25 protein-coding genes and 1 tRNA gene are annotated in these 25,305 nt (G+C 49.1%); 20 read left to right on the top strand and 6 right to left on the bottom strand.

Annotated features, from left to right (window positions below; translation table 11 throughout):
- Positions 1-130: 130 nt before the first annotated feature.
- On the top strand, positions 131-406 hold the full coding sequence (locus SELR_RS18905; protein WP_158645802.1) for a hypothetical protein: 276 nt from the start codon (positions 131-133) through the stop codon (positions 404-406).
- Positions 407-636: 230 nt separating this feature from the next.
- On the opposite strand, the gene SELR_RS10075 is transcribed toward SELR_RS18905, so the two are convergent.
- Positions 637-1,845, bottom strand: a complete 1,209-nt coding sequence (locus SELR_RS10075) for an IS110 family RNA-guided transposase (RefSeq protein WP_014424435.1) — start codon at positions 1,843-1,845, stop codon at positions 637-639.
- Positions 1,846-2,134: 289 nt separating this feature from the next.
- Here SELR_RS10075 and SELR_RS10070 point away from each other — a divergent pair, with 289 nt between their 5' ends.
- The 6 genes from SELR_RS10070 (at position 2,135) to SELR_RS10045 (ending at position 6,461) form a co-directional block, all read left to right on the top strand.
- Entirely contained in the window at positions 2,135-2,737 is a 603-nt protein-coding gene (locus SELR_RS10070; RefSeq protein ID WP_014425122.1) for a hypothetical protein, read from the top strand.
- A gap of 83 nt (positions 2,738-2,820) precedes the next feature.
- Entirely contained in the window at positions 2,821-3,624 is an 804-nt protein-coding gene (locus tag SELR_RS10065) for a Cof-type HAD-IIB family hydrolase (RefSeq protein WP_014425121.1), read from the top strand.
- 13 nt (positions 3,625-3,637) lie between these two features.
- A complete protein-coding gene (locus SELR_RS10060; RefSeq protein WP_014425120.1) occupies positions 3,638-4,576 on the top strand; it encodes a ComEC/Rec2 family competence protein in 939 nt (312 codons plus the stop codon).
- Complete coding sequence (locus SELR_RS10055; protein ID WP_014425119.1) at positions 4,573-4,773, top strand: DUF3006 domain-containing protein; 201 nt, start codon at positions 4,573-4,575, stop codon at positions 4,771-4,773. Before SELR_RS10060 ends, SELR_RS10055 begins: the two co-directional genes overlap by 4 nt.
- Before the next feature lie 18 nt (positions 4,774-4,791).
- Positions 4,792-5,859, top strand: a complete 1,068-nt coding sequence (locus tag SELR_RS10050) for an N-acetylmuramoyl-L-alanine amidase family protein (RefSeq protein WP_014425118.1) — start codon at positions 4,792-4,794, stop codon at positions 5,857-5,859.
- Between the two features lie 11 nt (positions 5,860-5,870).
- Positions 5,871-6,461: a GerMN domain-containing protein gene (locus SELR_RS10045; protein ID WP_014425117.1), complete on the top strand. Its 591-nt coding sequence runs from the start codon at positions 5,871-5,873 to the stop codon at positions 6,459-6,461.
- Positions 6,462-6,500: 39 nt separating this feature from the next.
- On the opposite strand, the gene SELR_RS10040 is transcribed toward SELR_RS10045, so the two are convergent.
- Complete coding sequence (locus SELR_RS10040; RefSeq protein WP_014425116.1) at positions 6,501-7,565, bottom strand: HD-GYP domain-containing protein; 1,065 nt, start codon at positions 7,563-7,565, stop codon at positions 6,501-6,503.
- Between the two features lie 192 nt (positions 7,566-7,757).
- Here SELR_RS10040 and SELR_RS10035 point away from each other — a divergent pair, with 192 nt between their 5' ends.
- Entirely contained in the window at positions 7,758-8,561 is an 804-nt protein-coding gene (locus tag SELR_RS10035) for an amino acid ABC transporter substrate-binding protein (protein WP_014425115.1), read from the top strand.
- 5 nt (positions 8,562-8,566) lie between these two features.
- Here SELR_RS10035 and SELR_RS10030 read toward each other — a convergent pair whose 3' ends face one another.
- Entirely contained in the window at positions 8,567-9,196 is a 630-nt protein-coding gene (locus SELR_RS10030) for a prepilin peptidase (RefSeq protein WP_014425114.1), read from the bottom strand.
- Positions 9,197-9,406: 210 nt separating this feature from the next.
- Here SELR_RS10030 and bioA point away from each other — a divergent pair, with 210 nt between their 5' ends.
- The 3 genes from bioA (at position 9,407) to SELR_RS10015 (ending at position 11,778) form a co-directional block, all read left to right on the top strand.
- Complete coding sequence (gene bioA, locus SELR_RS10025; RefSeq protein WP_014425113.1) at positions 9,407-10,615, top strand: adenosylmethionine--8-amino-7-oxononanoate transaminase; 1,209 nt, start codon at positions 9,407-9,409, stop codon at positions 10,613-10,615.
- A 2-nt stretch (positions 10,616-10,617) separates the two neighbouring features.
- Entirely contained in the window at positions 10,618-11,304 is a 687-nt protein-coding gene (gene bioD / locus SELR_RS10020; protein ID WP_050992807.1) for a dethiobiotin synthase, read from the top strand.
- A 93-nt stretch (positions 11,305-11,397) separates the two neighbouring features.
- Positions 11,398-11,778, top strand: a complete 381-nt coding sequence (locus SELR_RS10015) for a PH domain-containing protein (protein WP_041914377.1) — start codon at positions 11,398-11,400, stop codon at positions 11,776-11,778.
- A 117-nt stretch (positions 11,779-11,895) separates the two neighbouring features.
- On the opposite strand, the gene SELR_RS10010 is transcribed toward SELR_RS10015, so the two are convergent.
- Positions 11,896-12,099, bottom strand: coding sequence for a hypothetical protein (locus tag SELR_RS10010; protein WP_014425110.1), 204 nt, complete (start codon positions 12,097-12,099; stop codon positions 11,896-11,898).
- Positions 12,100-12,340: 241 nt separating this feature from the next.
- A tRNA-Leu gene (locus tag SELR_RS10005) sits at positions 12,341-12,427 on the bottom strand.
- A gap of 190 nt (positions 12,428-12,617) precedes the next feature.
- Here SELR_RS10005 and SELR_RS10000 point away from each other — a divergent pair.
- The gene (locus tag SELR_RS10000) at positions 12,618-13,907 is read left to right on the top strand and encodes a sensor domain-containing diguanylate cyclase (RefSeq protein ID WP_014425109.1); all 1,290 of its coding nucleotides are present in this window, start codon (positions 12,618-12,620) and stop codon (positions 13,905-13,907) included.
- Positions 13,908-13,964: 57 nt separating this feature from the next.
- On the opposite strand, the gene SELR_RS09995 is transcribed toward SELR_RS10000, so the two are convergent.
- Complete coding sequence (locus SELR_RS09995) at positions 13,965-14,426, bottom strand: S-adenosylmethionine decarboxylase family protein (RefSeq protein ID WP_014425108.1); 462 nt, start codon at positions 14,424-14,426, stop codon at positions 13,965-13,967.
- A 148-nt stretch (positions 14,427-14,574) separates the two neighbouring features.
- On the opposite strand from SELR_RS09995, the gene SELR_RS09990 reads away from it, so the two are divergent.
- The 8 genes from SELR_RS09990 (at position 14,575) to thrC (ending at position 25,248) form a co-directional block, all read left to right on the top strand.
- Positions 14,575-16,680, top strand: coding sequence for a transglycosylase domain-containing protein (locus tag SELR_RS09990; protein WP_014425107.1), 2,106 nt, complete (start codon positions 14,575-14,577; stop codon positions 16,678-16,680).
- Positions 16,681-16,702: 22 nt separating this feature from the next.
- Positions 16,703-17,911, top strand: coding sequence for a tyrosine--tRNA ligase (tyrS, locus tag SELR_RS09985; protein ID WP_014425106.1), 1,209 nt, complete (start codon positions 16,703-16,705; stop codon positions 17,909-17,911).
- Between the two features lie 108 nt (positions 17,912-18,019).
- Entirely contained in the window at positions 18,020-18,751 is a 732-nt protein-coding gene (locus tag SELR_RS09980) for a hypothetical protein (protein WP_158645801.1), read from the top strand.
- Between the two features lie 56 nt (positions 18,752-18,807).
- The gene (udk, locus tag SELR_RS09975; protein WP_014425104.1) at positions 18,808-19,431 is read left to right on the top strand and encodes a uridine kinase; all 624 of its coding nucleotides are present in this window, start codon (positions 18,808-18,810) and stop codon (positions 19,429-19,431) included.
- Positions 19,432-19,642: 211 nt separating this feature from the next.
- Entirely contained in the window at positions 19,643-21,043 is a 1,401-nt protein-coding gene (locus SELR_RS09970) for a sodium-dependent transporter (protein ID WP_014425103.1), read from the top strand.
- 80 nt (positions 21,044-21,123) lie between these two features.
- Positions 21,124-23,070, top strand: a complete 1,947-nt coding sequence (locus tag SELR_RS09965; protein ID WP_014425102.1) for an EAL domain-containing protein — start codon at positions 21,124-21,126, stop codon at positions 23,068-23,070.
- Positions 23,071-23,237: 167 nt separating this feature from the next.
- Positions 23,238-23,726 (top strand): Cys-tRNA(Pro) deacylase, encoded by a 489-nt coding sequence (gene ybaK / locus SELR_RS09960; protein ID WP_014425101.1) that lies wholly within the window; start codon positions 23,238-23,240, stop codon positions 23,724-23,726.
- Between the two features lie 34 nt (positions 23,727-23,760).
- A complete protein-coding gene (gene thrC / locus SELR_RS09955) occupies positions 23,761-25,248 on the top strand; it encodes a threonine synthase (protein WP_014425100.1) in 1,488 nt (495 codons plus the stop codon).
- The last annotated feature ends 57 nt before the right edge of the window (positions 25,249-25,305 follow it).

Raw genomic sequence — 25,305 nt, 5'->3', positions numbered from 1 at the left:
CAACAGGATTTTTCATTTTGATAATGTGACATTGGTTACAGATTGGTGCAATGGTTTCTGCTAGAATTACCCCATTAACCATATGGAGGTGAAGAAATTCGGAAAGGCATATTTGCCTTATCATGCATTGATGAAAAGAAATTTGACCGTTATGATGTTACTGGCCGCTTTTGTCTGGGCGCCGCTAGTTGACTCTTGCCGTCAGGTAAGTGTCCTGCCAGCGAGGATGTTGGCAGTGGAGCTGGCAGATGCTTCTATGTTTACGGTGTCTCATGATTTTCCGGCACCGCCCCGGCGGGTGGCGATATTGCGCCGTCTGCAAAGGGAGCGGCGCAATGTGCCGGAACGCACATGGACAGATAATCGCGCAGCTGAATTTGCCATACGTCGTGAAATACGCATATAAGAAAGAGACAAGCTTTTGGTTACAGAAGCTTGTCTCTTGTATATTCCTGTAACATTTTTTACTGATTTCGTGCCCGTTTTCCGATATATTGGATTCATCTAATACGAGCCTGCAAATAAAAAGTCAAGCATAAATTTCGGAATGGAGTAAATTTCTATGAAGTGATTTTATGGCACGACAAAAAGGCTGCCGCAATGCGTCAACCTGTAAAGAATTTTCTGAAATTGTTATTATTCCAAAGGTAAGCTGCTTAAGTATTCCTTGACTTTACCAAAGTAGATTCGCAGGAACTTATTTGCTCCGGCTGTCATGTAAACGTAGTAGGGCTTACCCTCATCACGTTTTTTCACCATGAATCTGTATACAGGGTCGTCTTCTGGTTGTAGCTTAATCAAGACATCCATTATGAGGTATAACGTTTTTCTCAGATATGGAGACCCATGTTTAGTGGTGTGAACGCTCTTTTGGGCATAGTCACCAGATTCATTAACTCCAGGGTCTACACCTGCAAAGGCTGTAAGCTGACTGCGCTTGGTGAATTTATGCACATCGCCAATCTCGGCAATGAGCTGTGGGCCAAGAGTCGTTCCTACGCCGAACATGGACATAACAACAGGATATTCCGGCAGTTTGGAAGCTAGGCTATCCATTTGTTGACGAAGTTCCTCTACGGCCTTGGAAATGGCATTTAGCTGTTCTACAGCCTGATGGATAAACATTTTCGTCATATCATCTTTAGGTAATATGGCAATCAGTTCCAACGAAGCATCACGTATTTCCTTTGGCTTGTCAGGCTGGAAATTATAGCCGTGCTTTTTGCACCACTTCTGGTACTTGTCTGTAAAGGAAGACAGGCTGATATTGCAAACACAATCCACATGCCAAAATTTTTCGATGAAGTCTATCCACTTTTCGCTGCCATCTGGCCGCTTGGGGCTGGTGAAGAATTTATTGGCTCCCGGATAGGTTTCATCAACTAAGGCTATTAAATTGTTTTTGTATGCCGTCTGCTGCTTCTGGTAGAAGCTCATCTGGCGGTTCATGAGTTTGAGCTGTGTACGTATTTTATCCATAGCTGTATACTGACGCAGCTCAGGCCATTTGTCAAGGGCGTAGCGTGCAATCTTCTTTGCATCAGCTTTATCTGTTTTGACGCGGCGCAGGGAGTTGTTATCGAAGTTCTTGATTAACTTGGGGTTCACAGCACTAACAAACAGGCCGGCACCAGAAAGCCAGCGAACCATTGGTTCGTAGTAGCGGCCTGTGTGCTCCAAGACAACGCGGCATTCGCCGTCTAAGGTATTTAAATAATTCACGAGGTCGTTCATGCCGCTTTTAGTGTGACGTACCTCAAAAGGTTTGGCTACTGTCTCACCAAAAGGCTTTACTACGGCAACTGTGCTTCTGCCTTTCGAGACATCAATCCCTACTGCGTTCATGTACATCGCTCCTTGAAGATAGAATTGCAATGGCGAACCATACTCCTCATTGCCGATTCAATCTCCTGTGGGTTGACACGGACGCATCTGGAAAGATAGCCCAACCTGCATAAATCGAACAGCTGGGAATGAGAGGATGGTAAACAGACTCGTATACGGACATGTAGGTCCTAGGAGGAATCCCGTCTAACCATTACCTCACTATTTTACCAGCTTAAACAACGAGGTGGATAGGAACGGTAGCTATCCGTTTCCAATCCATAGTTCTATTGTAGGAGGAGGTAACAGGATGAGTGCTTTTTTAGGGCCAATCCATTATTGGATGTATGATAAGATTCGGATGCAGGAAGAACTGGTGCGGCGCTTCGCCATTCAGGCGGAAACGTCAGGTTGGCTGGTTTCGGCCAGGGATTTCGTGAACGACGAGAATTGTCCGTTGGAAGAAATCATTGACGAAGCTAATATCCATGGCTGGCTCAGCGGGCGGATTGAAAGCGTGGAAAGACGTTATGCAGAGCTGACGGTCAAAATCCTGGCCGGTCATGAAGAACGGCTGGATGAATTGCAGGCTGTTGCCTATGCTTTGGGCGAGGAGCAGGCTGTCACTTCAGACAGCACAGCCAGCCAGTGCTATAAGCGGATTGAGGACTGTACGCTCAATGGCATGCCCTGCGATGGTGTCAATATTGTTACGGACAATTGCGAGGACCATTTCAGCTGGGAACAGCGCTTTGATGTGCATGGTGCATACTGGAAAGAAACTGGTGGCAGGGCTGAGGATTACTATCTGCTGCGCAATCAGCTGATTGCCGGAATCCTTTCGCAGACGCCTTTCATGCTGACCATTCCCCAGCCTTATGAATATTCCCTTTGCATAGCAGATAAATGCTAAAAGCTCTTGAATGAGCCCCTGATTTTTAGTAACATAGGAGAGAAGAAGTTTTCTCATTAGTTATTAAGAATCGGGGGTTTTTTTTGACCAAAGCAGTATTTTTCGACATTGACGGCACACTTATCAATATTCATCATAAAAGAACGAGCATATCGCCTATGGTAAAACGGGCTATTCATGAGTTGCGGGCGGCGGGGCATCGTACATTCATCGCTTCAGGGCGGCCTTGGGCTTATCTGAGTGCGGAGATGACCAGCGAGGGGCTCTTTGATGGCTTTGTGCTGATGAATGGTGCGGTGGTCATTCTGGACGGGCAGGTCATCTTCCGTCAGGATATGCCGGCACAGACTGTCCGGGAGATGGTAGCGCTGGCTGAGGAGAAGGGGCTGGAATATATTTTGGAAGGCCATCCGAAAGTCTATCTGCGGCCGGAGTTCAAGGGACTGGAAAATGTCTATCGCAATATCAAGATTGATGTGGATGAATTTGTGCGGGATTTTGATCTGGAGGATGTGCAGGCGGCGAAATTGGAATTCCTCTGCGATACGCCCGGTGCTGATGGTGCATTTGAAAAACTCCTGTCCTGGCCGGGGGTAACGGGACTTATCGATCCCACCCTGCGGAAATACATGGAACTTTATGCGGCGGATATCTCCAAGGCCACGGGCATCCAGTGGGCGCTGGAGTACATGAAGGTTCCATTGGAAAACAGCTATGCTTTCGGGGATGGCCTTAACGATTTGGAGATGATGGGAACAGTCGGCCACGCCCTGGTCATGGGCAACGCTGGCCCGGAATTGAAATCGCTGGCAGAGCATGTATTGCCAACGGTGGATGAAGATGGTGTAGCTGAGGGCATTTACCGTTATATATTGAAGCGTATTTGAGGTGATCAGAGCGATGAAGATGAAACGTAAATTAAGCCTGCTTATGGGGCTGATGCTGGCGCTGACCTGCTTCTTGGCAGGCTGCGGCGGTCAGAAGACGGCGGACAAGCCGGCAGAGACAAGTGCTGCGGCAACGACTGATGCTGCCGCCAATATGACCGTGAAGATGCTGAATGTCGGTCAGGGCGATGCAATCCTGGTGCAGACACCGCAGCAGACAGTACTCATCGATACCAGTGATCTGGACGAACAGGAAAAACTGCGGGCCGAGCTGAAAAAGGCCGGTGTCAAGCGCATTGATAAGCTGATCCTCACCCATCCCCATGCCGATCATATCGGTGGTGTGGAAGGTGTGGTGCTGAAGGATTATGAGGTAGGTGAGGTCTATGATAATGGCATGCCCTCCAAGTCCAAGATCTACACCCGCTATATGAAATTGCTGAAGCAGAAGAACATCAAGCGTCATGCCCTGACAGCCGGTGAAGAGCTTGATTTGGGCGGCGGTGTCAAATTCAAGGTGTTTGCCCCGGCTAAAGATGTGGTAGAAAAGGGCAGCAAGACGACGGACAATCATGATCCCAATAATGAATCCGTAGTAGGGAAATTGATCTTTGGCGACTTTGCCATGATGTTTACCGGCGATGCGGAAAAGGTGGAAGAAGAACCAATCGTCAAAGCGTATGGCGGGGAATTGAAGAGCAATATCCTGAAGGCCGGCCATCACGGCAGTAAGACATCCTCTTCGGCTGATTTCCTGCGGGCGGTGAACCCGGAGGCGGCGTTGATTTCCTGTGGGGCAGGCAATGACTATGGTCATCCCCATGCACAGACCATGAAGAAATTCCATTCGCTGAAGATGAAGATCTATGAAACGGATAAAAACGGCACCATCACGGTAACCACGGATGGCAAGACGTATCAGATCGTACCAGAAACGGGGGATGCACAATGATTTCTGCTTATATTGACCGCTATGAAGGCAATCTGGCCGTGCTGCTGCTAGGCGAGGAAATGAAAAAAGTGAACTTTCCCCGGGAATTTCTGCCGGAGGATGTGGATGAGGGCGACTATATCAAGATTGATATCGCCTTGGACAAAGAGGCCAATGACGCGGCCGAACAAGAAGCCTTGGAGCTTCTGCGTGATTGATTTTGGGAGGCTTATTTAATGAATAACGTATTCCGCTGGGCAAGATGGGTGGGCGTTTTGGTAGCTTTGGCAGCTTTTATCACAGGCTTATGCCTGCCGGAAGCGGCACAGGCTGCACAGGCTGATGAGCATAAATTGAATTATTTTCAGACGAGCCGGGTAAAAATAGCAGGTCGTAACGCCCTGCGTATCGAAATAGGTATGACAGGGGGAGAACCTCGTTATACGGTCAAAACCCATAGTTATCTGCGTCAGGAGCTGGTATTGGAACTGCCCAATACGCAGCGCGGCCGGGTGAAGAGTTATATTCCGATGACCAATGGCCTGGCGAATCAGGTGCGGATCTCGGAAGTGGGCAACAGCACCCAGATCGCTGTGGAGCTCGCCAATCCTGTGACGCGTGACAATTACCGTATCTCAACGTTGCCGGCGGAGAGACGGCTGAAAAAGCCTGCCCGCATCGTGCTGGAGATAATGGAGCCTTCTAAAGATGGAGCTTTCTCTGCCGGCCCGGGAATCAAGGGCAAGACCATTGTGGTGGATGCCGGTCATGGCGGCAGCGACAGCGGCGCAGTTGGTCCTACGGGCGTCATGGAGAAGACGGTGACGCTTTCGGTGGCGAAAAAAGTCCAGAATCTCCTGACCCAGTCCGGTGCCCGGGTGGTCATGACACGCACGCGGGATGTGGATGTATATGCCCCCAATGCCACGGGCAAACAGGAGCTGCAGGCTCGCTGTGATGTGGCGAATCGGGACAGCCGCACGGCGTTGTTCCTGTCCATTCATTGCAATGCATTTTCCAGTCCGTCCGCGAATGGGATGGAAACGTATTACAGTGCCGGTTCCAGAAATGGTCAGCGGTTTGCGACGCTGTTGAACCAGGAACTGGCCAAGGCTGGCGGCCTTTTCAACCGCGGAGTCAAGACCGCGAATTATTATGTACTTCGCCACACCAATATGCCGGCTTCTCTGGTAGAACTGGCTTTTGTGACGAACTATCGGGAAGAGAAGCTCTTGCGCAGCGAGGCTTATCAGAATAAATTAGCAGCAGCAATCGTGCGGGGCATTGCCCGCTATTTCCAATGAGGTGATCGATCATGAAAAAATTACGAGCTCTCCTGCTTGTCCTGCTGACCATCACCATGCTTTGTGCGGCGGGATGCAGTGACGACAATAAGAAGAATTCATCGGATATTGATGACAGTCCTATCGTGGCGACGGATAAGAACAAGGTACCGACAAATGTCCAGGACAAGGACAAAAATGTGGCCAAGGGAAAACTCACCGTCAAGGTTTACTATCCTGACGAACAGGGCCTGAAACTGGTGCCGGTGCAGAAGACTGTCAAAACAGGCAGTGACGATAAGTACACTGCAACCCTGAAGGCCCTGCTGGAGGGCACCAAGGAAAAAGGCCTGGCAACCATTGTGCCGAAGCAGGCGAAGATCAAGAGTGTCAAGGTGCAGGGCGATACTGCCTTTGTGGATTTCGATGATAATCTGATCAAGAAATTCATCGGCGGCTCCACTGGCGAGGAAATGCTGGTGGGCTCCATCGTCAACACGCTGACGGAATTTGAAGAAATCAAAAAGGTGCAGCTGCTGGTGGAGGGGAAGAAGATTGAATCCCTGTCCGGTCATCTGGATCTGACCAAACCAGTGGAACGCATGGACAACCTGATCAAATAAAAAACGCGGTCTCCTGATAGCGGAGACCGCGTCTTTGCTTTATTTAGGATTGTATTCTGTAATCATCAGTTCCGGATGATGGTTGAGGTTCAAGATCTCGCCCGTGTCCAGGCTGACGATGGGATGGGCAGCGTAGTCGTTGGGGTAGGCGGCAATGCTGCCTTTTTCGCCGTTGTTCAGAGTAACCCTGGAACCCAGGAAGGCATCTTTGATATGCGTCAGTACAGGCACACAGACTTCCGGATCCAAGGAAACGAACATATTTTCCGTAAGCTGGGCGATGGCAGCAAAGGGAGTCTGCTTGATATAACCTTCCCGCTCCGTCGTGATATTATCGTAGATATCTGCAATCATGATGATGCGAGCGTATTCGTGGATATCGCTGCCCTGGCTGCCAAAGGGGAACCCGGTGCCATCCATGCGTTCGTGATGCTGCATAGCGGCCAGTTTCACGCCGTCAGACAGACCGTCGATACTGTTCAGGATATGTTGGCCATCCACGGTATGCTTGATATAGGCTTCATAATCTTCCCCCTGCAGGTTGTTGATGTTCTTATCCAGCAGTCGCTGGGGGAATTTGCATTTGCCGATATCATGCAGGAACCCGGCCATGATGAGGTCACGGGTTTTGTCCCGCTTGAAATGCATCCATTTGGCGATGACACCAGCCAGGATGGACACGCGCAGGGAATGGTTGTATACATCATTGGCCTTGTGGTTGAGCTCATACAGGTAATCGATGGCACCGCTGTTACGAGCCAGCGGCGCGATGGTGTCCTTGACCATATCCTGGGTTTCGTTCATGGGAACATTGCCAGATTTGCTGGTTTCCTCAAAAATTCCCTTGGCTTCCTGCAGAACACCGTCGTATTCCTTCACAAATGCATTGCCACGATTGAAGATCGTGGAAACAGCCTGATAATTTTTGCTCAGTTCATATTCGTCCTTGATGTATACCACAGGGATGTTCAAAAAGGTCAGCCTGGTAATATGGGCTTTGGTCAAAAGTGTATCTTCCGATAAAACCACGACCATGTCTGGATTGACGATGGTGCGGGCAAGAATCATGCCAGGTTTTAGATCTTCCACCGAAACTGCTCGCAAAGTAAACCCCTCCTTGCGTGGGATATAATTCCACAGTTATATATACTGTATATTTCTCGTTTCGGCGGAAAATACCTTTTTTTATTTTTGTCAGCGGGAAATTAGCTTGACATTATTTACAACTTTACAGTATAATTACAAATGAATTAATCCTTTAGCGTGATAAAGAAAAACAGAGAGGGGCCTGATGGTATGAAATGGCAGAAACTCTTGTCGCTGGGCTTGGCGGCAATTATGACGGCGGCGGTAGCTGCAGGCTGTGGCAGTGAGGCAAATAAGGACGCTGCACCCGGCGCAGGCAAGAAAATCGTGGTAGGTCTGGACGATAACTTCCCGCCCATGGGCTTCAAGGATGAGAATAACCAGATTGTGGGCTTTGATATCGACCTGGCCAAGGAAGCCAGCAAGCGTCTGGGACGTGAAGTGGAATTCAAGGCCATCGACTGGTCCAGCAAGGAAGCCGAACTCAAGAGCGGCCGCGTGGATATCCTTTGGAATGGTCTGGATATCACGGAAAAGCGTAAGGAAAACATGCTCTTCTCCGATCCCTATATGGATAACCGCCAGATCATCTTTGTAAAGAAAGGCAACAAGGATATCAAGGACGAAGCTTCCATGGCAGGCAAGATCGTTGGTACCCAGAGTGCCAGCTCGGCTGAAGAATATATGGATGGCAGCGCCTTCTTCAAGGAGAAGGTAAAGGAAGTCAAGAAGTATTCCGACTTTGTTTCTGCCTTTATGGATTTGGAAAATGGCCGCGTTGATGCCGTTGTGGGCGATGAGATTGTGGGCCGCTACTATATGAGCAAGCATCCGGACAGCTTGGAGGCCGTGGATGTGGCTATCGGTGAGGTCAGCACCTTTGGCATTGGTTTTGCCAAGGACAATCAGCAGCTGCGTGACGATGTGCAGAAAGTCCTGAATGAAATGAAAGCCGATGGCACCATGGCCAAGATTTCCGAAAAATGGTTCGGCAAGGACATTACAAAAAAATAATCAGATCAAAGCAGCAATAGAATCAGGGCTGCGATGGTAAAGTAAGGACCGTATGCGAAAGTATCGGTCCTTTTTTTGTGCTTCAAAAGCATCAGCAGAAGAGCACCGATGCCGCCGCCAATCAGGCCCATGGCAATCACATGGCTAAGGCTGTTTACGCCCAGCCATAAGCCCAAAGCGGCAATCAATTTGATATCGCCGCCGCCGATGCCGCCGCGGGTAATGATGGCCAGCAGCAGGAACAGCAGGCCGCCACTCAGTGCTGCCAGCAGGTGATTGACGATGCCTGCTCCGCTGAGCAGAGTGGCAGGCAGGCCCAGTAGGGCAAAAGGAATCAGCATGCGGTCAAAGATAACCTGCTGCTCAAAGTCAGTGAAGGTGAAAAGAATAAGAAAGTAGATGTAAAACAATTGCAAAACTGCCAGCAAAGGTGTGGCTGCAGTTGTGAGCAGGTAAAATGCAAAGAGTGTTCCCAAAACAGCCGGTAAGAATCGTCTCCGCTGATGATTCTGTGCCGATGTTTGGTGGGGAAAGCTGAGAATATCCGGTTTTTTTTCGTAAAGGCGCTCAATCCAGCGTGAGCCAGTCATGGCGCCAATAACAGCTGCTGCAATGGCGAAAAGTAGTTTTATCATAAGACCTTTGCCTCCTGTGTTTGTGTGCTTTTTATAATTGCATACTTTATCATAGATTGGTATAAAACGCAATCTTCACAATTCTTTTGTTAACTTTTATCTTATCCCAGGTTGACAATGGCGGTTTAAAGGAGTATCTTGATAAACGTGAAGTTTTAGAAAGGAAGTAATGATTATGCAGAATATTAGCCAGGCAAAGGGGGGCTGTCAATGATTTGGTATCCCTATGAACAGATGAAGACGATGAAGGCACCCTATGAGGTTGTTGACGCCAAAGGGCCGTATCTCTACACGAAGAATGCGAAGCTGCTGGATTCCATATCTTCATGGTGGAGCGTGATTTATGGCTATCATCAGCCGCATATTACAGAGGCGATTTGCCAGCAGGCGTCAAAATTCTCCCATGTCATGCTCGGCGGTCTGACGCATAAGCCGGTGGAGGAACTTTCGGAGAAGCTGGCGGATTGGCTGCCGGGAGATTTGAATTATTGCTTTTTCTCGGATTCAGGCAGCGTGGCTGTGGAAGTAGCGCTGAAGATGGCCTTGCAGTATTATGTGAACCGTGGCGAGGCTGGGCGTACGAAGGTGCTGGCGTTGGAGCATGCCTACCATGGTGATACCTTCAAGACCATGGCTGTGGGGGACGATGAGGACTATCACTTCGTATTGCAGGTTTATGGCGAGAATCCCTATGTCGTGCATATTCCCACGGAGATTCCAGCGCTGGAAGAAGCCTTTGCCCGCTATAAGGATGAATTGAACTGCTTTATCGTGGAACCGCTGTTGCAGGGGGCCGGGGGAATGCGGATGTATGATATCTCCTTCCTCAAACGAGCACGGGAACTTTGCGACCAGTATGGCGTGCTGCTGATTTTCGATGAGGTGGCCACGGGCTTTGGCCGGACGGGGTATCGTTTTGTGGCGGATGTGGTTCTGCCGGATATTCTGGTATTGGGCAAAGGACTCACCGGCGGCCATATCGGCCATGCCGTAACGGTGGCGAATAAAAAGGTATTTGAGGCCTTTTACGATGATGCGCCGGAAAAGGCACTGATGCATGGACCGACCTTTATGGGCAATGCCCTGGCCTGTGCGGCAGCCAAGGCGTCGATTGAGCTGTTCGATCAGTTGGATATCCCGGCGCGGGTGGCGCATATCGAAGACGTGACGCGGCGGGAATTGGCTGGCTTTAGTGATCCGCGCATCCGTGAGATCCGCATAATGGGCGGCTGTGCCTGCATCGAAGTTTATGATGAAAAAACGCTGGAGGGTTATCAGCAATTTGCCTATGAGCATGGTGTGTTTGCACGGCCATTCCTCAAATATCTCTATTCGATGGTTCCCTATATCCTGAATGATGAGGAATTGGTCAAAATCTTTGCCGTGATGAAGGAATGGTTCAGGAGGACAGAGAAATGAGCATGAGCCGGAATCTTTTTGTAACGGGAACGGGAACGGAAATCGGCAAGACCTATGTGGCTGGGCTGCTGGTGAAAACACTGCATGATGCTGGTCTGGATGTTGCCTATTATAAGGCGGCGATGAGCGGTAACGACAGGCGGGCAGATGGCGCGCTCATTCCGGGAGATGCCCTGTTTGTCAAGGAATTTTCCGGGATAGACCAGAGTCTGGAAAGCATGTGCCCCTATGTCTACGAACACGCAGTATCGCCGCATCTGGCTTCGCGGCTAGAGGGAAATCCTGTGCGTATGGAAGTCGTGGAAAAGACATTCCGAGAGGTTTGCGCAGCCCATGATTATGTGGTGGTGGAAGGCAGCGGCGGAATTCTTTGTCCGCTGGGCTATGACGAAGAACACATCCAGCTGGAAGATGTCGTGCGCAAGTTCAACTTGCCCAGTGTCATGGTAGCTGATGCAGGTCTTGGCACCATAAATGGCGTGGTGCTCACTTATGAATACATGCGGCAGAAGGGAATGCCGCTCAAGGGGATACTCTTCAATAACTACCATGCAGGTGATGTGATGGAGGAAGACAACCGGCACATGTGTGAGGAAATGACGGGGCTTTCGGTGTTGGCCTGCATTGCGAAAGGGGATAAGACTTTGTCGGGGATTAAGGCAGAGGATGTTGCTGCCTTGTTTGCATAACGGGAATCAGGCGGCATTGCCGGCAGGATTCAGCTGGGGGAAAGGCGAATTTTTCTATTGTTGGATTTTGACAGTGGAAAGGAAGGTCGGAATATGAGCATTATCAGCGGTCTGATGGGCAATGCGGCGAAGACTGATATCGACGAGGTAAAGAAGGATTACGGTAAATTGCTGGGGGAGCATGAAGAAATCATTCAGGCGTACCAGTGGGTGCGGGATCTGATGATTTTCACGGATTATCGGCTGCTTCTGGTGGATGTTCAGGGAGCTACAGGCAAAAAGGTGGATTATCATTCCATTCCATATAAGAGCATCCGTCACTTTGCCGTGGAGTCGGCTGGGCATTTTGACTTGGACGCAGAATTGAAAATCTGGGTGGCAGGGCTGGGCGCTGACCCATTGGTTTACACCTTCAGCAAGGACGCGGATGTCTACAAGGTGCAGGCCCTGCTGGCTGAATGCGTGGGCAGGTAAAAGACCTTATGCAGGAATAGCCTGCTTGGTAATAATACTGTTTTATACAAACACAAGGGCGGCTGACCTATCGTCTATTGATAGGTCAGCCGCCCCGTTTAGCGTTTTGTATATGTGTCAGTCCTTGATGCAGGCCAGGACTTCTTCAGCGGTCAGGTTGTTGGCCAGCATGTATTCCGTCAGCTCTTTATAATCATTTTCGGCCTTCTTGGCTTTCAGGTCAGAAACCTGTGCTTTGAGGGCTTTGATTTCGCGCTGCTTCTTTTCGATTTTTGCCTCTAGCGCACTGATTTTCTCGTCATAATTTGCTTTTCTTGCCATGTTAAAAAGTCACTCCTAAAAAAATGATATGTCCATTATAGGCGGAAATGATTATTTTTGCAAGGGCAAAGGATTGGTGCAATTATCTTATAATTATTTACAGCCATCCTCGATAGTAGAGTGAATAAATAAAGTTGACATCACTGGTTGATTTCTGGTGGTAGGCAAGTGGTAGGCAAACACCTCAAAAGTGAATAACAAAAAAGCCCCATGAAAACCTCATGGAGCCTTTAATTTCAAGTGGTGCCGGCGATCGGACTTGAACCGATACGTTGTTGCCAACGGCAGATTTTGAGTCTGCTGCGTCTGCCAATTCCGCCACGCCGGCAGATAGCAACTTGTTTGTTGCTGACAAAAAATATATTAGCAGAATTATCTATCCTTGTCAAACATTTTTTTGAGTTTCCGGGATATTCCCTTTTTCCTTTTCATAGATGTCTTCAACTTGTTAAGTTATTATTGACGGTAAAACACTCCTGTTGTATGATGAAATTAGAAGTTTTGAGGGGTGGATGATTATGTATCTTTGTCACCTGTTTGTCATTATGGTAGGTATGACAGAGCATACTGTGGATATGCTGAAAAGCTTGCCGCTGCCCAAGGATGGACGGCTGCGGCTTGCAGCGGCATCATCACTTGATGATGCTGCCGCATTGGCAGATTCAAAGTGCTCAGCGATTGTGCTGGGGGAGCATATATCGTGGAAAACAGATGATATAAATCATTTATTTGGGGAGAAAACCAATCTGGTTGTATGTGCCCCAGCAAACACGGTTTGGCCGCAGGAAAAACTGGCACGGGTGCGGCATATTTGGCCTGTGCCGCTGCCAGATGAGCTATTGGGGTTTTATTGTCAGCAGCTGTTGGACGATTTGTATCGGCAAAGGTGTTTTTGGAACACGCAGAATTGCCTGCAGACTGTTATTGATATGATGCCAGGCTTTGTCTGGTTCAAAGATATGGAGGGGCATCATCTGAAGGTTAATAAGGCCTTTTGTGAGATGGTGGGTAAGCCCAGGTCTGAAGTGATAGGTAAAAAGCATTGTGAAATCTGGGGGATACCACCCGAGAAGTATGCTGAAGGCGAGTACGTTTGTTTGGAAACAGATGAAGCGATTGCCAAAGATCAGAAGACCACATTATTTAAGGAACAGGTGCTGCATTCGCGGTTGGGGTTAAGACAGTTGAATACCTATAAGACGCCTGTTTTTGATGAAGATGGTATGATGATTGGGAATATTGGTGCGGCGACAGATGTGACGGAGACATGTGCCAATCAGGAGCGGATCTTGAAGATTTCGCGTACGGATGAGCTGACGCAGTTGGCGAACCGGCGTTATTTCTATCAATATCTGGATGAACACCGTCAAGGACCGCTGACACTTTGCTATATCGATCTGGATTATTTTAAGCAGCTCAACGATAGTTATGGCCATCAGTTTGGCGATGCAGCATTGATGATGGTCAGTGAAGTGCTGCGAAATGCGTTTCCTAAGGATTTCATTGCCCGGCTTGGTGGTGATGAGTTCGTAGTGGCCATATTTGCTGTACTGGAGCGGGCAGAAATGTGCAGGATATTGGACGAACTCTGTGCCGTAATGAGAAAGCATTTTGATTTGGATAAGAGCTTAGGAAAGCTGTCCATGAGTATTGGGGTGGCTGAGACGTATGATGATAAAGTGTCATTAGACACGCTTCTGCAACGCAGTGATGATGCGCTCTATTACGTGAAAGAGCATTGCCGGGGAAAATACGTTTTTTATGAGGATATCAAAGATAAACTGAAGCCGCGAATGGTGACTGAGTAATAAATAAAGGTGCTGGTTGATGAATGGTCAACAGCACCTTCTTTTTTGCCTATGAAATTATTGCGAATTGTTGCGGCGGGCCAGAATGCGGATGACCTTGGCGCCGGTGTTGTGAATCTTGCGCAGGGGGGCAACCTTGGTCTTAACTTTGGGTTTGAGTTCTTTGGCGGTACCGAAATCGCCGCGCTTCAGCACGGTGGTCTTGATCTTGTCCGGTTTGAAGAAACTGCGTACAGCCTGGCCTAATTTATCCGGTTCGGCATCTTCCTGGCAGAGGAAGATATCCATGGCCACATATTTCAGCTGGGGATAAATCTGCAGTGTGATGTGTCCCTCGTTGAGGATCAGCATAAACACATGGTGGTCGTTGACTGGTGTTTCAATGGTATGACTGATCAGTTTTATCTCCAAATCCTGCAGAATCTTTTTGAGCATATCTAAAATGAGATCATTATCATTCAACTGATTGTTCTGGCAGTTAAATAAATCCGCGGTCAAATGACGGGCTAAGATTTTCATGCTTTCTCGCTCCTTCGTAATGTCATAACATACATTATAGTGGAAGGGCGGGCCTTCGTCAAATTTTTCCTGTGGAAAAGGCCAACAGGGTGGCATAAATCGATTGAGTGTGTTACAATGGGAAAGTATAAATTTAAGGAGGCAGCGTATGGATAAACGTTCAAATACGAGCCGTCAAAAGCGTTCTGCCAAGTCTGGTGGAACGTTCAAGCGTGTCATTTTGGGCCTTGGTTTGATTGTCATGGTCATGGTCACTGGTATTGGCTGTGGATTTCTTACTGCCAGTATGAATACTAAGCCGGATCTGGCTAACGATATCTTGCCGCCGGCGTCTTCGCAGATCTATGATATCAATGGCAACGAGATTGCCAATGTCCACGCAGCGGAGAATCGCCGCCCGGTAAAGATTGCGCAGGTTCCCAAGCAGCTGCAGGATGCATTCATAGCGGTGGAGGACAATCGCTTTTATGAGCATTCCGGCGTGGACCCGCGAGGCATCATGCGTGCTTTGTATACCAATATCCGGGGACATGGGGTAGCCGAAGGTGGTTCCACCATTACCCAGCAGCTGGCGAAAAATGCCTATCTGACGCAGGACCGCACTCTTACCCGTAAGGTGCAGGAAGTCTTCCTGGCTCTGCAGCTGGAGCGTCAGTATACGAAAAAAGAGATTCTGGAAATGTATCTGAATCAGATTTACTTTGGCCAGGGTGCTTATGGTGTGCAGGCTGCTGCCCAGACGTATTTCGGCAAAGATGTCGAGGATCTGGATCTTAATGAGTGTGCAATGTTGGCGGGCATCCCGAAGAGCCCGAACTATTTTTCGCCGCTGAATAATCTGCAGGCAGCTCAGGAGCGTAAGGCTGTTGTGCTGGATCAGATGGAAAAATATGGTTATATTAATCGTTCCACGGCAGAAAAGACGAAAAAAGAAGAAATGAAGCTGGTAAAACCGGCTAAGAAGACTGAAAATGGTGTTGCTACCTACTTTATTGATTATGTAACACAGAAGCTGATTGATAAATACGGTGCCGATGCTGTTTATAAGGAAGGCTTGAAAATCTATACCACCATTGATATGGATATGCAGAAGGCTGCGGAGGAAACGGTCAGCAAGCTGCCTACCTATAAGACGGATGGCAATGGTTTGGCACAGCCGCAGATGGCACTTGTGGCCATCGATCCTCATAATGGTTATGTGAAAGCCATGGTGGGCGGCCGTGGCAATGATCAGTTCAACCGCGCTACCATGGCTGTGCGTCAGCCGGGTTCGGCCTTCAAGCCCTTTGTGTTCATTGCGGCCTTGGAAAATAAGTTCACGCCGAACACGGTGATCAACGACAGCCCTATTGATATCAATGGCTGGCGTCCGCAGAATGCCAGCGGCAATTTCAGCGGACGTGTCAGCATGCGGGAAGTGGCCCGTTATTCCATGAACGTGCCGACGGTTAAGATCGCTCAGAAGCTGGGCATTGATAAGCCTATCTATTATGCGCAGGAAATGGGCATCAGCACCTTTGTATTGGAAGGTCCCCAGAATGACCGTCAGCTGGCTACGGCCTTGGGGGGGATGACCAAAGGCGTGACACCGCTGGAGATTACCAGCGCCTATGGTACTTTTGCCAATAAGGGTGTCCATGTGGAGCCTGTGGTGATCGTGAAGGTGCTGGACCGCAATGGCAAGGTGCTGGAGCAGAGTGAACCTAAGCAGCGCAGTGTGGTCAGTGAATCCAGCGCTGCAGAGCTCACGGATATGCTGGAAGATGTCATCAAGAAGGGCACGGGTACTCGGGCCAATATTGGTCGTCCGGCTGCTGGCAAAACCGGTACGACGAGTAACTACAACGATGCATGGTTTGTAGGTTATACGCCGGATCTGGTAGCTGGCGTATGGGTTGGCAATGATGATAATACCCCAACCAGAGGTATTATGGGCGGTCATTTGCCTGCCGAGATATGGAAAGCCTTCATGCAGAAGGCGGTAGCCCAGACACCGGCCAAGAACTTTGATGGTTCGCGTTCCAGCAATTATGGTGGCGTCGGCGAATTGGAAGACGACCATAAGCAGGAGCTCCGGAAGAAGGATGACAAGAAAAAAGAGGATAAAAAGGCTGCTGATAAGAAAGATGGCAAGGAAAATACCGAAAACAAATCAGCACCGGCTGGCAATGGCAATAAGCCCGGCAATGCACCAGCTATGCCGCCAGTGGTGGCCCCGGAACCCGGTGACGGTGTAGGCAAGGGCCGAAATTAAAGATAACAAGGGAGAGAGTTCGTTGGCAAACGTATTTGACACATTACAGGAACGCGGCTTTATTGCGCAGTGCACCAATGAAGCAGAACTGCGGGAACTTTTCGATAAGGAGCGCGTGACGTTCTATATTGGTTTTGACCCCACCGCTGACAGCCTCCATGCTGGGCATTTCATCGCTCTGATGGCTATGGCACATATGCAGCGGGCGGGCCATCGTCCCATCTGCCTGGTGGGCGGCGGCACGGGCACCGTGGGCGATCCTTCGGGTCGCTCGGATATGCGCAAGATGCTCACCGATGAAGATATCGAGCATAATTGCGAATGTTTCAAGAAGCAGATTGCCCGTTTCATCGATTTCAGCGATGACAAGGCCATCATGGTCAACAATGGCGACTGGCTGCGCAAGCTCAATTACATCGATCTGCTGCGTGAGGTCGGCGCCTGCTTCACGGTCAACCGCATGCTGGCAGCTGACTGCTACAAGCAGCGCTGGGAAAAGGGCCTGACTTTCCTGGAATTCAACTACATGGTCATGCAGGGGTATGACTTCCTGGAACTCAACCGTCGTTATGGCTGCAAGCTGGAAATGGGCGGCGACGATCAGTGGTCCAACATCATTGCGGGCGTGGAACTCAACCGTCGCAAGAACAACACGGCTGTATATGGTCTGACCAACAAATTGCTGACCAAGAGCGATGGTAAGAAGATGGGCAAGACTGCCGGCGGTGCCCTCTGGCTCGATGCCGAGAAGACCAGCCCCTACGAGTTCTACCAGTACTGGCGCAATGTGGATGATGCAGACGTAGAAAACTGCCTGGCGTTGCTGACCTTCCTGCCCATGGATGAGGTTCGCCGCTTGGGTGCACTCAAGGATGCTGCTATCAATGAGGCCAAGAAGGTATTGGCTTATGAAGTGACGAAAATCGTCCACGGCGAAGAAGAGGCCAACAAGGCACAGGCATCTGCCGAAGCCATGTTTGGTGGCAGCGGTGCCGGCGCTGACATTCCGGAAGTTAAGGCGGAAGTCGGTCAGAAGCTGCTCGATGTGCTGGTGGCTGGCAAAGTCTTTGCTTCCAAGGGCGAAGGCCGCCGTCTGATTCAGCAAAATGGCCTGTCCCTGAATGACGAAAAGGTCAGCGATGCGGATTATGTGCTGGCAGAGGCTGATTTCAAGGATGGCGAAGCCATTGTGAAAAAGGGCAAGAAAAAATACTATAAGCTGACGAAGTAAAAGTCAGAATGGGATGACCGGTCAATTTGACCGGTCATTTTAGCGCTTGGGGAGCAGGATTTTTTCCTTTCTTGGCAAAATATGAAGGTAACGGAGGGGGTGAGGGTGGTGACGAAGCGAAATCTTATTATCGGTGCGGTGGCAGTGTATTTATGCATTATGGTTGTGGGCGGCGCGGCTTATTACTATTTTGATCAGCAGCAGAAACTGCAACAGGAACAGCTGCAGGCAGAGAAATTAAGGGAAAAGACGCCGGAGGAGCTGGAGCGGGAGGCTCAAAGGGCCCGGGAGGAAGAAATCCGCCGTCAGGAAGAGGCAAAGGCGAAGGCGGCAGCAGAAGCCAAGGAGAAAAAATCCCGGGAACTAAAGGACAGTATGAGTGCGGAAACCGTTGGGGGTATGACTTATTATAGGCATAGATGGCCGAAAAAGCCGGAGCCGGGGGTTTATCTGCGTCCTTTTGTGATAGCGGGGAACGGAAAATGCATGATCGCTTATGATGTATATTATTATTATCATATCAGCGATCCATTGCAGACAGCCTGGATAAAGGGGGATCACTTGGATATTGTGGCGGGCGGTCAGACGACAACCATTGCGTTTGATCCGTCAAAACTGAATAAGCATATGGCCTCTGATGCAGAGTGGTTGACTGAAAGTTACTCCCTGAATGCCAATAAGGCAGTTGTTGATGCATTCAAACGAATCTTGAGTGTTGGCGGCGGTTATATTGTCTATTATAAGAGTGGTGGCAAGTCGCGCCGTCATGAGTTGAGTGCTGTTGAAACCAAAAGAATACGGGAGATAATGGAGCTCTATGAAATACTAGCGGAAGAATGAGTTTTGTGCTATAATCGTTACTAATGCTGAATTACCCAAAGGAGGTGTTGCGCCAAATGAAGACAACGATTATTGGTATTGCGGGCGGCTCGGGTTCGGGCAAATCCACCTTTACCAATCGCTTGAAAAACTTTTTTGGTGATAACATAACGGTCATATATCATGACAATTACTATCGTGCCAACGATGCTTTATCCATGGAGGAACGCCGCAAGATCAATTACGACCATCCCCAGGCTTTGGAAACGGACTTATTGGTGGAGCATCTCGATGCCCTGCGCAAGGGGCAGAGCATCAAATGTCCGGTGTATGACTTTACCCAACATAATCGTTCGGACAAAACGGTGACCATCAATCCCAGCCGCGTTATTGTGGTGGAAGGCATCCTGATCTTTCAGGACGAGCGCCTGCGGGATATGTTTGACATAAAGATTTTCGTGGAAGCGGATGCCGATGAACGCATTCTGCGCCGCGTGGTGCGGGATATGGAAGAACGGGGCCGGGAGCTGCAGGATATCATCGAGCATTATCTGGCAACGGTAAAGCCCATGCACTATCTCTATGTGGAACCCACCCGCAATGTGGCGGATATTGTCCTCAACAGCGGTCTTAACGATGTGGCCTTTGAAGTCATGAAAAATAAGATTGAACGGATTTTGGAAAATCCGGATGAAGACTGACGTGAAACAAATGTCCATATTGAGCGGAGCATAAAACAGGCAAAGTCAGCCGTGATCCCTGTCCGATAGGCATGGATTGCGGCTGCTTTTCTTCTTATGACTAAAAGTGATGTTAGCCATAAATGGACAAAAGTATATATTTATAATAAAAACCTTTACAAATCACTGTAAAGGTGTATAATAATATCATTAACGATTAGAGGTGATGTATATGAATGAGAAAAACAGCAAGGACAGCAGCTTTTCCGGCCAGCTTGGCTTCGTTCTGGCAGCGGCGGCTTCCGCCGTTGGCGTAGGCAATCTTTGGCGCTTTCCGTATTTTGCCGCGAAGGATGGCGGCGGAATTTTTCTGCTGACGTATCTGATTTTGCTTGTGACCTTTGGCTACGCACTGTTGTCTTCTGATTTGGCTATCGGGCGTAAGACACAGCTCAGTTCCATCAAGGCTTATGGAGCCATGAAGCCTGGCTGGAAATTTTTGGGCATCCTGACGTTCTTAGTACCGGCAATCATCATGACTTATTATGCGGTTATCGGCGGCTGGATTACCAAGTATGCGGTGACATTCCTGACAGGAGTCGGGGCAGCTGCGGCGCAGGATGATTATTTTGTGGGCTTTATCACGAATCCTGTGGAGTCTGGCATTTATGCGGCCATCTTCATGTTGGCCACGGCCTTTGTTGTTTATCGCGGTGTGGAAAGGGGCATAGAGGCATCTTCCCGTATTATCATGCCGGTCCTGTTGGTTACCGTCATTTTGATTTCTATGTATGTGCTGACTTTGGAGGTACATGAGCCTGATGGAACGATCAGAACCGGATTGCAGGGCTTGGCGATTTACTTCCTGCCGAATTTTGAAGGTATGACACTTAGCAAGTACATCCAGATTGTGCTGGATGCCATGAGTCAGATGTTCTATTCTCTGTCTGTAGCCATGGGCATCATGATTACCTATGGTTCCTATGTCAAGAAGGACGTGAATCTCAATCAATCCGTGTCCCAGATTGCCATTGTGGATACGGCGGTGGCGGTATTGGCCGGTATGATGATCATTCCTGCTATCTTCGCCTTTTCCGGTGTGGAGGGCATGGCAGCCGGGCCGAAACTCATGTTTGTTTCCTTGCCAAAGGTTTTCAATTCCCTGGGGATTATCGGTATTGTTATCGGTGCGGCTTTCTTCATGATGGCTATCTTTGCGGCTTTAACCAGCTGTATTTCCGTATTGGAGGCCATTGTAGCCAACTGCATGGAAATCTTCCATGCAGAGCGTAAGAAGGTGACGCTGATTGTCAGCGCGTTCTATACGGTTATTACCGTAGTTATTGCTTTAGGCTACAGCCTGTTCTATGTGGAAGTGGGACTGCCGAATGGTTCCACGGGGCAGCTGCTGGATCTCATGGACTATATCAGCACCGCCTGCATGATGCCTATCATCGCCTTCTTGTCGGCCATCCTGATCGGCTGGCTGGTGAAGCCGGAATGGATCATTGGGGAAATGGAAGCAGATGGAAGCCCCATGCCGCGTAAAGGCCTCTATCGGGTGGTCATTCGCTATGTGGCACCAGTTATCATGGTGATCCTCGCCCTGCAGGCTTTCGGCATCATTAATTAAATATTTGCAGGAAATAAGATTCCCTTTGGCGAAACCTTTAATCATATGGAGATTTGAGGTTTACGGCAAGGGGAATTTTTATGTGGAATTGGCTTAGCAACTATAATTATGATTTTGCCTTGGCTACGATTCCGGTGCAGCTTATCCTGATGATTCTGTATTATCTGCGGCGCCAGCTGCCCACCCGGCAGGGCCGTAGTTTCTGGTGGGTTATGATGATGAATCTTATCATGACCATTACGGATATCTGGGCTTGTGAATTGAATGAGGTATGGCGCGATTATCCTGTTTTTTTTTCATATGGACTGAATATTGCGTACTTTTTTAGTTTTATTCTGCGTGGCTGGCTGCTGTTTGTCTATGCTTCCGAAGTGGTGAATGCTTCCCTGAGGTGGGGGCGAAAATTTACTTTGTTTATGGGGCTTCCGGCAGTATTGGTTTGCCTGCTGATCGCTTCCACGCCATGGACAGGAGCCATTTTTACCATGGACCCTGTGACAGGCTACCATAACCTGGCTTATTATAATGCCATATATGTAAGTACCTGGTTTTACATTGTAGCTTCAGTGGTGGTGTTGCTTCGTTGCCGGAAGGAGACGGCATTCAGGTTGCAGGCTGGATTGTATACCTGTAATGTGATTCTGGCGGTGGGGCTGATTATGCGCCACTCCTTTATGAATACGCTGGTAACCAGTTTTTTCAGTCTGATGGCAATTCTGATTATCTATCTGACTGCCCAGAATCCGGATTCCTTCCGGGATCGAATGGTAGATGTCTTTAATAAGTCAGCTTTTGTGGAGATGGTATCGGAATTGGTATTGCAGGAAAAGGAATTTTCCTGCTTTGGTATCGGAATAAAAAATTATTCTTCTTTCAAAACATTTTATGGCGCTAGTACGATGTATAAAAGTTTGCTGGATATTGGCAAGTGGCTGGAGGTTCAGTTTCCGGGATTCCAGGTATTTTATCTGGGCAATGGTTATATGGCGTTATTGAATCATACGCTGGATTACATTGATGTTCAGAGCATGGCAGAAAAAATCAGTGAGCGCTTCTGCTATCCCTGGGCAGACAGTGGCGGAGCCAAGGCGGCTTTGGGCATAAACATGGTGTATATTTCCAAGAGTGTGCCCAAGAAGCAGGTCCATAGTGTGGTGGAATGTCTGGAGGAGGCTTTCAAGGAGGCGCACCGTCGTGATATGACGGATGTATACGCGGCAGATGAAGCACTGCTGGAGCAGCTCAAGCGGCAGGAAAAAGTTCGTGTTATTTTGGGGAGCGCTCTGCGGGAAAATAAGATGGAAATTCATCTGCAGCCTCTGTATTCTGTCCGGGAAGACCGTATCGGCGCTGTGGAAGTGTTGGCCCGTCTGTATGACGAGGAGTTGGGCTATATACCGCCGCATGAATTTATTCCTGTGGCGGAAACAGATGGGAACATTATGGAGCTGGGACGGCAGATTTTTGCCAAGACTTGTCATTTTATCAGTACGCATGATTTGGATGCTTTGGGCATAGATTTCCTGACGGTCAATATTTCTCCGGCTCAGTGCTTGAACTACAATCTTGGTGATGAGTTGGAGCGCATCGCGGTGCGGCATCGTATATCCATGGATAAAATCAGGCTGGAGGTTACGGAATCGGCTACTGGGGATATGGATTCCCTGTTGGAGCAGATGCGGCGGTTGAAAAATTGCGGTGTCAGCTTCTTGTTGGATGATTTTGGCGCCGGAACTTCCAATATTGTCCGGGTCATCAACCTGCCATTTGCCATGGTGAAAATCGATATGCAGCTGATTTGGGCATATTTCCGCAGCAACAGTCATATGCTGATCCATGTGATGCATATGTTCCAGGAAGAAAAGATGGACATCATTGTGGAAGGTGTGGAGGATAAGCATATGGCTCAGCAGCTGGCGCAAATTGGTTGTGAGTATGAGCAGGGCTATTACTTCTCCCGGCCACTGCCGGAAGATGAGCTGGTGGATTTCCTGGAAAGCCATCGGAAGCATCACTGGTTGGATTAAATGTTTCAGTGGGCTGCTGATATTTGACTTATCAGCGGCTCTTTTATTTTGCCAGTGTAAACATGGATTTACATTTTTAGAAATAAATTTATTTTTATGTGGCAAAATATGTAAAACAAATGTATAATAGGAGAGGTAAAGTTTTTGGAAACAAGGTGTAAGTAAAAATGGCAAAAAAGAAAAAAGAAGCAAAGACCAATGCAGCAAGGATTTTGGACACGTTAGGCATCAGCTATGAGCTGAAGACCTATGAGGTGGATGAAAATGACCTGTCCGCGGTGCATGTGGCTGAGTCCGTGGGCATGCCCATCGAGATGGTCTATAAGACCTTGGTGTGCCGTGGCGATAAGAATGGCGTGCTGATGGCGGTGATCCCCGGTGGCGGGGAGCTGGATCTCAAGGCGCTGGCCGCAGCTTCGGGCAACAAGCGCGTGGAAATGGTGCATCTGAAGGAAGTCTTTGGTTTGACCGGTTATATCCGGGGCGGTTGTTCTCCTTTGGGGGCAAAGAAGGATTATCCTGTGTATCTCGATGTCAGTGCCGAGGCGCAGGAGGTCATTGCCATCAGCGCCGGCAAGCGCGGAGAGCAGATTATCCTGAAGCCTGCGGATTTGGTGCAGGCGGCCAAAGCCACGGTGGCATCAGTCAGCAGATAAGTGTTATTTATATAGTAGGAAAGAGGCGGTTTGATTGAATTACAGCAGTACCCGGGGAGAAAATGTTAAGCTTACTTCGGCTCAGGCCATTATCAAAGGGCTGGCAACGGACGGCGGTTTGTTCGTGCCGGACAGTTTGCCGCAGGTTGACCAGTCATTCATTGAAGATTTGCTGCCTCTTTCCTATGAGGAACGGGCTGCAAAGGTACTGAGCTTATTCTTGACGGATTATACGGCTGAGGAAATAAAGACCTGTGTCAATAATGCCTATGGCCAGGGCAAGTTTGACTGTGAAGACCGGGCTCCGGTGACGGATCTGGGCAATATGCAGGTTTTGGAACTCTGGCATGGCCCTACGAGTGCATTCAAGGATATGGCCTTGCAGCTGCTGCCCCAGCTTATGAGCACAGCGCTCAAGAAGACCGGGGAAAAGTCGGATGTGTTGATTCTGGTGGCGACTTCCGGCGATACGGGTAAAGCTGCGCTGGAGGGCTTCAAGGATGTGGACCAGATTTCCATCATGGTCTTCTATCCGGAAGGCGGTGTCAGCCAGATCCAGCAGCTGCAGATGCTCACCCAGGAAGGCAGCAATGTCAATGTGACGGCGGTCAAGGGCAACTTTGACGATGCTCAGAGCGGCGTCAAGGTCATCTTTGGTGATAAGGAATTTGCGGAGAAGCTGGCGCAGGCCAATGTGAAGCTGTCTTCGGCCAACTCCATCAACTGGGGGCGTCTTGTGCCGCAGATTGTCTACTATTTCAGCGCCTATGCAGATCTGCGCAAGGCTGGGACAATCAAAGCCGGAGAAGAAGTCAACTTCACCGTGCCTACGGGCAACTTCGGCAATATCCTGGCGGGCTTCTATGCCAAGCAGATGGGGCTGCCTGTCCATAAGCTCATCTGTGCCTCCAATGCCAATAACGTGCTGACGGATTTCCTGCAGACGGGCCGTTATGACCGCAACCGTGATTTCTATAAGACAATCACGCCTTCCATGGATATCCTGATTTCCAGCAATCTGGAACGCCTGCTCTATCATGTGACGGGCAATAAGGAACAGGTGGCCGGCTGGATGGCTGAGTTGGCCAAGACGGGTAACTATGAAGTGGACAAGGACACCCGTGGCAAGATCAAGGAATTCTTCTGGGCCGATTTTGTGGATGACAATGCCACCAAGGCCTGCATCCGTCAGGTCTACGAACAGCATAAGTATGTGCTGGACACCCATACGGCGGTGGCTTATCAGGTGGCGAAAAACTATCGCCATGAGACGAAGGATGACCATGTGATGGTGGTGGTTTCCACGGCCAGCCCCTACAAGTTCAATGGCAGCGTGCTGGAAGCCCTGCAGGCAGAGACAGCCGGCCTTGATGAATTCGGCCTGCTGGACAAGCTGCAGTCCCTGAATGAACAGCCCATTCCTGCAGGTTTGGCAGCCCTCAAGACAAAGGAAGTACGTCATAAAGGCGTATGCGAAAAGGATAAGATGGCGGAGGCCGTATTGGATTTCGTCAAAAAATAATAGGCTTTTGCTGAAAGGTCTGACCGGTCAAAAAATTGACTGGTCAGACCTTGTTTT

It is taken from the genome of Selenomonas ruminantium subsp. lactilytica TAM6421 (assembly GCF_000284095.1).
GTDB classification, from domain to species: domain Bacteria; phylum Bacillota; class Negativicutes; order Selenomonadales; family Selenomonadaceae; genus Selenomonas_A; species Selenomonas_A lactilytica.
This window is presented reverse-complemented; position numbering and strand designations above follow the sequence as displayed.

Excerpts from the sequence above, each read along its gene's own strand:
- SELR_RS18905 (WP_158645802.1), top strand. The coding sequence starts at position 131 with ATGAAAAGAAATTTGACCGTTATGATGTTACTGGCCGCTTTTGTCTGG.
- SELR_RS10075 (WP_014424435.1), bottom strand. The coding sequence starts at position 1,845 with ATGAACGCAGTAGGGATTGATGTCTCGAAAGGCAGAAGCACAGTTGCC.
- SELR_RS10070 (WP_014425122.1), top strand. The coding sequence starts at position 2,135 with ATGAGTGCTTTTTTAGGGCCAATCCATTATTGGATGTATGATAAGATT.
- SELR_RS10060 (WP_014425120.1), top strand. The coding sequence starts at position 3,638 with ATGAAGATGAAACGTAAATTAAGCCTGCTTATGGGGCTGATGCTGGCG.
- SELR_RS10055 (WP_014425119.1), top strand. The coding sequence starts at position 4,573 with ATGATTTCTGCTTATATTGACCGCTATGAAGGCAATCTGGCCGTGCTG.
- SELR_RS10050 (WP_014425118.1), top strand. The coding sequence starts at position 4,792 with ATGAATAACGTATTCCGCTGGGCAAGATGGGTGGGCGTTTTGGTAGCT.
- SELR_RS10045 (WP_014425117.1), top strand. The coding sequence starts at position 5,871 with ATGAAAAAATTACGAGCTCTCCTGCTTGTCCTGCTGACCATCACCATG.
- SELR_RS10035 (WP_014425115.1), top strand. The coding sequence starts at position 7,758 with ATGAAATGGCAGAAACTCTTGTCGCTGGGCTTGGCGGCAATTATGACG.
- SELR_RS10030 (WP_014425114.1), bottom strand. The coding sequence starts at position 9,196 with ATGATAAAACTACTTTTCGCCATTGCAGCAGCTGTTATTGGCGCCATG.
- bioA (WP_014425113.1), top strand. The coding sequence starts at position 9,407 with ATGATTTGGTATCCCTATGAACAGATGAAGACGATGAAGGCACCCTAT.
- bioD (WP_050992807.1), top strand. The coding sequence starts at position 10,618 with ATGAGCCGGAATCTTTTTGTAACGGGAACGGGAACGGAAATCGGCAAG.
- SELR_RS10015 (WP_041914377.1), top strand. The coding sequence starts at position 11,398 with ATGAGCATTATCAGCGGTCTGATGGGCAATGCGGCGAAGACTGATATC.
- SELR_RS10010 (WP_014425110.1), bottom strand. The coding sequence starts at position 12,099 with ATGGCAAGAAAAGCAAATTATGACGAGAAAATCAGTGCGCTAGAGGCA.
- SELR_RS10000 (WP_014425109.1), top strand. The coding sequence starts at position 12,618 with ATGTATCTTTGTCACCTGTTTGTCATTATGGTAGGTATGACAGAGCAT.
- SELR_RS09995 (WP_014425108.1), bottom strand. The coding sequence starts at position 14,426 with ATGAAAATCTTAGCCCGTCATTTGACCGCGGATTTATTTAACTGCCAG.
- SELR_RS09990 (WP_014425107.1), top strand. The coding sequence starts at position 14,575 with ATGGATAAACGTTCAAATACGAGCCGTCAAAAGCGTTCTGCCAAGTCT.
- udk (WP_014425104.1), top strand. The coding sequence starts at position 18,808 with ATGAAGACAACGATTATTGGTATTGCGGGCGGCTCGGGTTCGGGCAAA.
- SELR_RS09970 (WP_014425103.1), top strand. The coding sequence starts at position 19,643 with ATGAATGAGAAAAACAGCAAGGACAGCAGCTTTTCCGGCCAGCTTGGC.
- SELR_RS09965 (WP_014425102.1), top strand. The coding sequence starts at position 21,124 with ATGTGGAATTGGCTTAGCAACTATAATTATGATTTTGCCTTGGCTACG.
- ybaK (WP_014425101.1), top strand. The coding sequence starts at position 23,238 with ATGGCAAAAAAGAAAAAAGAAGCAAAGACCAATGCAGCAAGGATTTTG.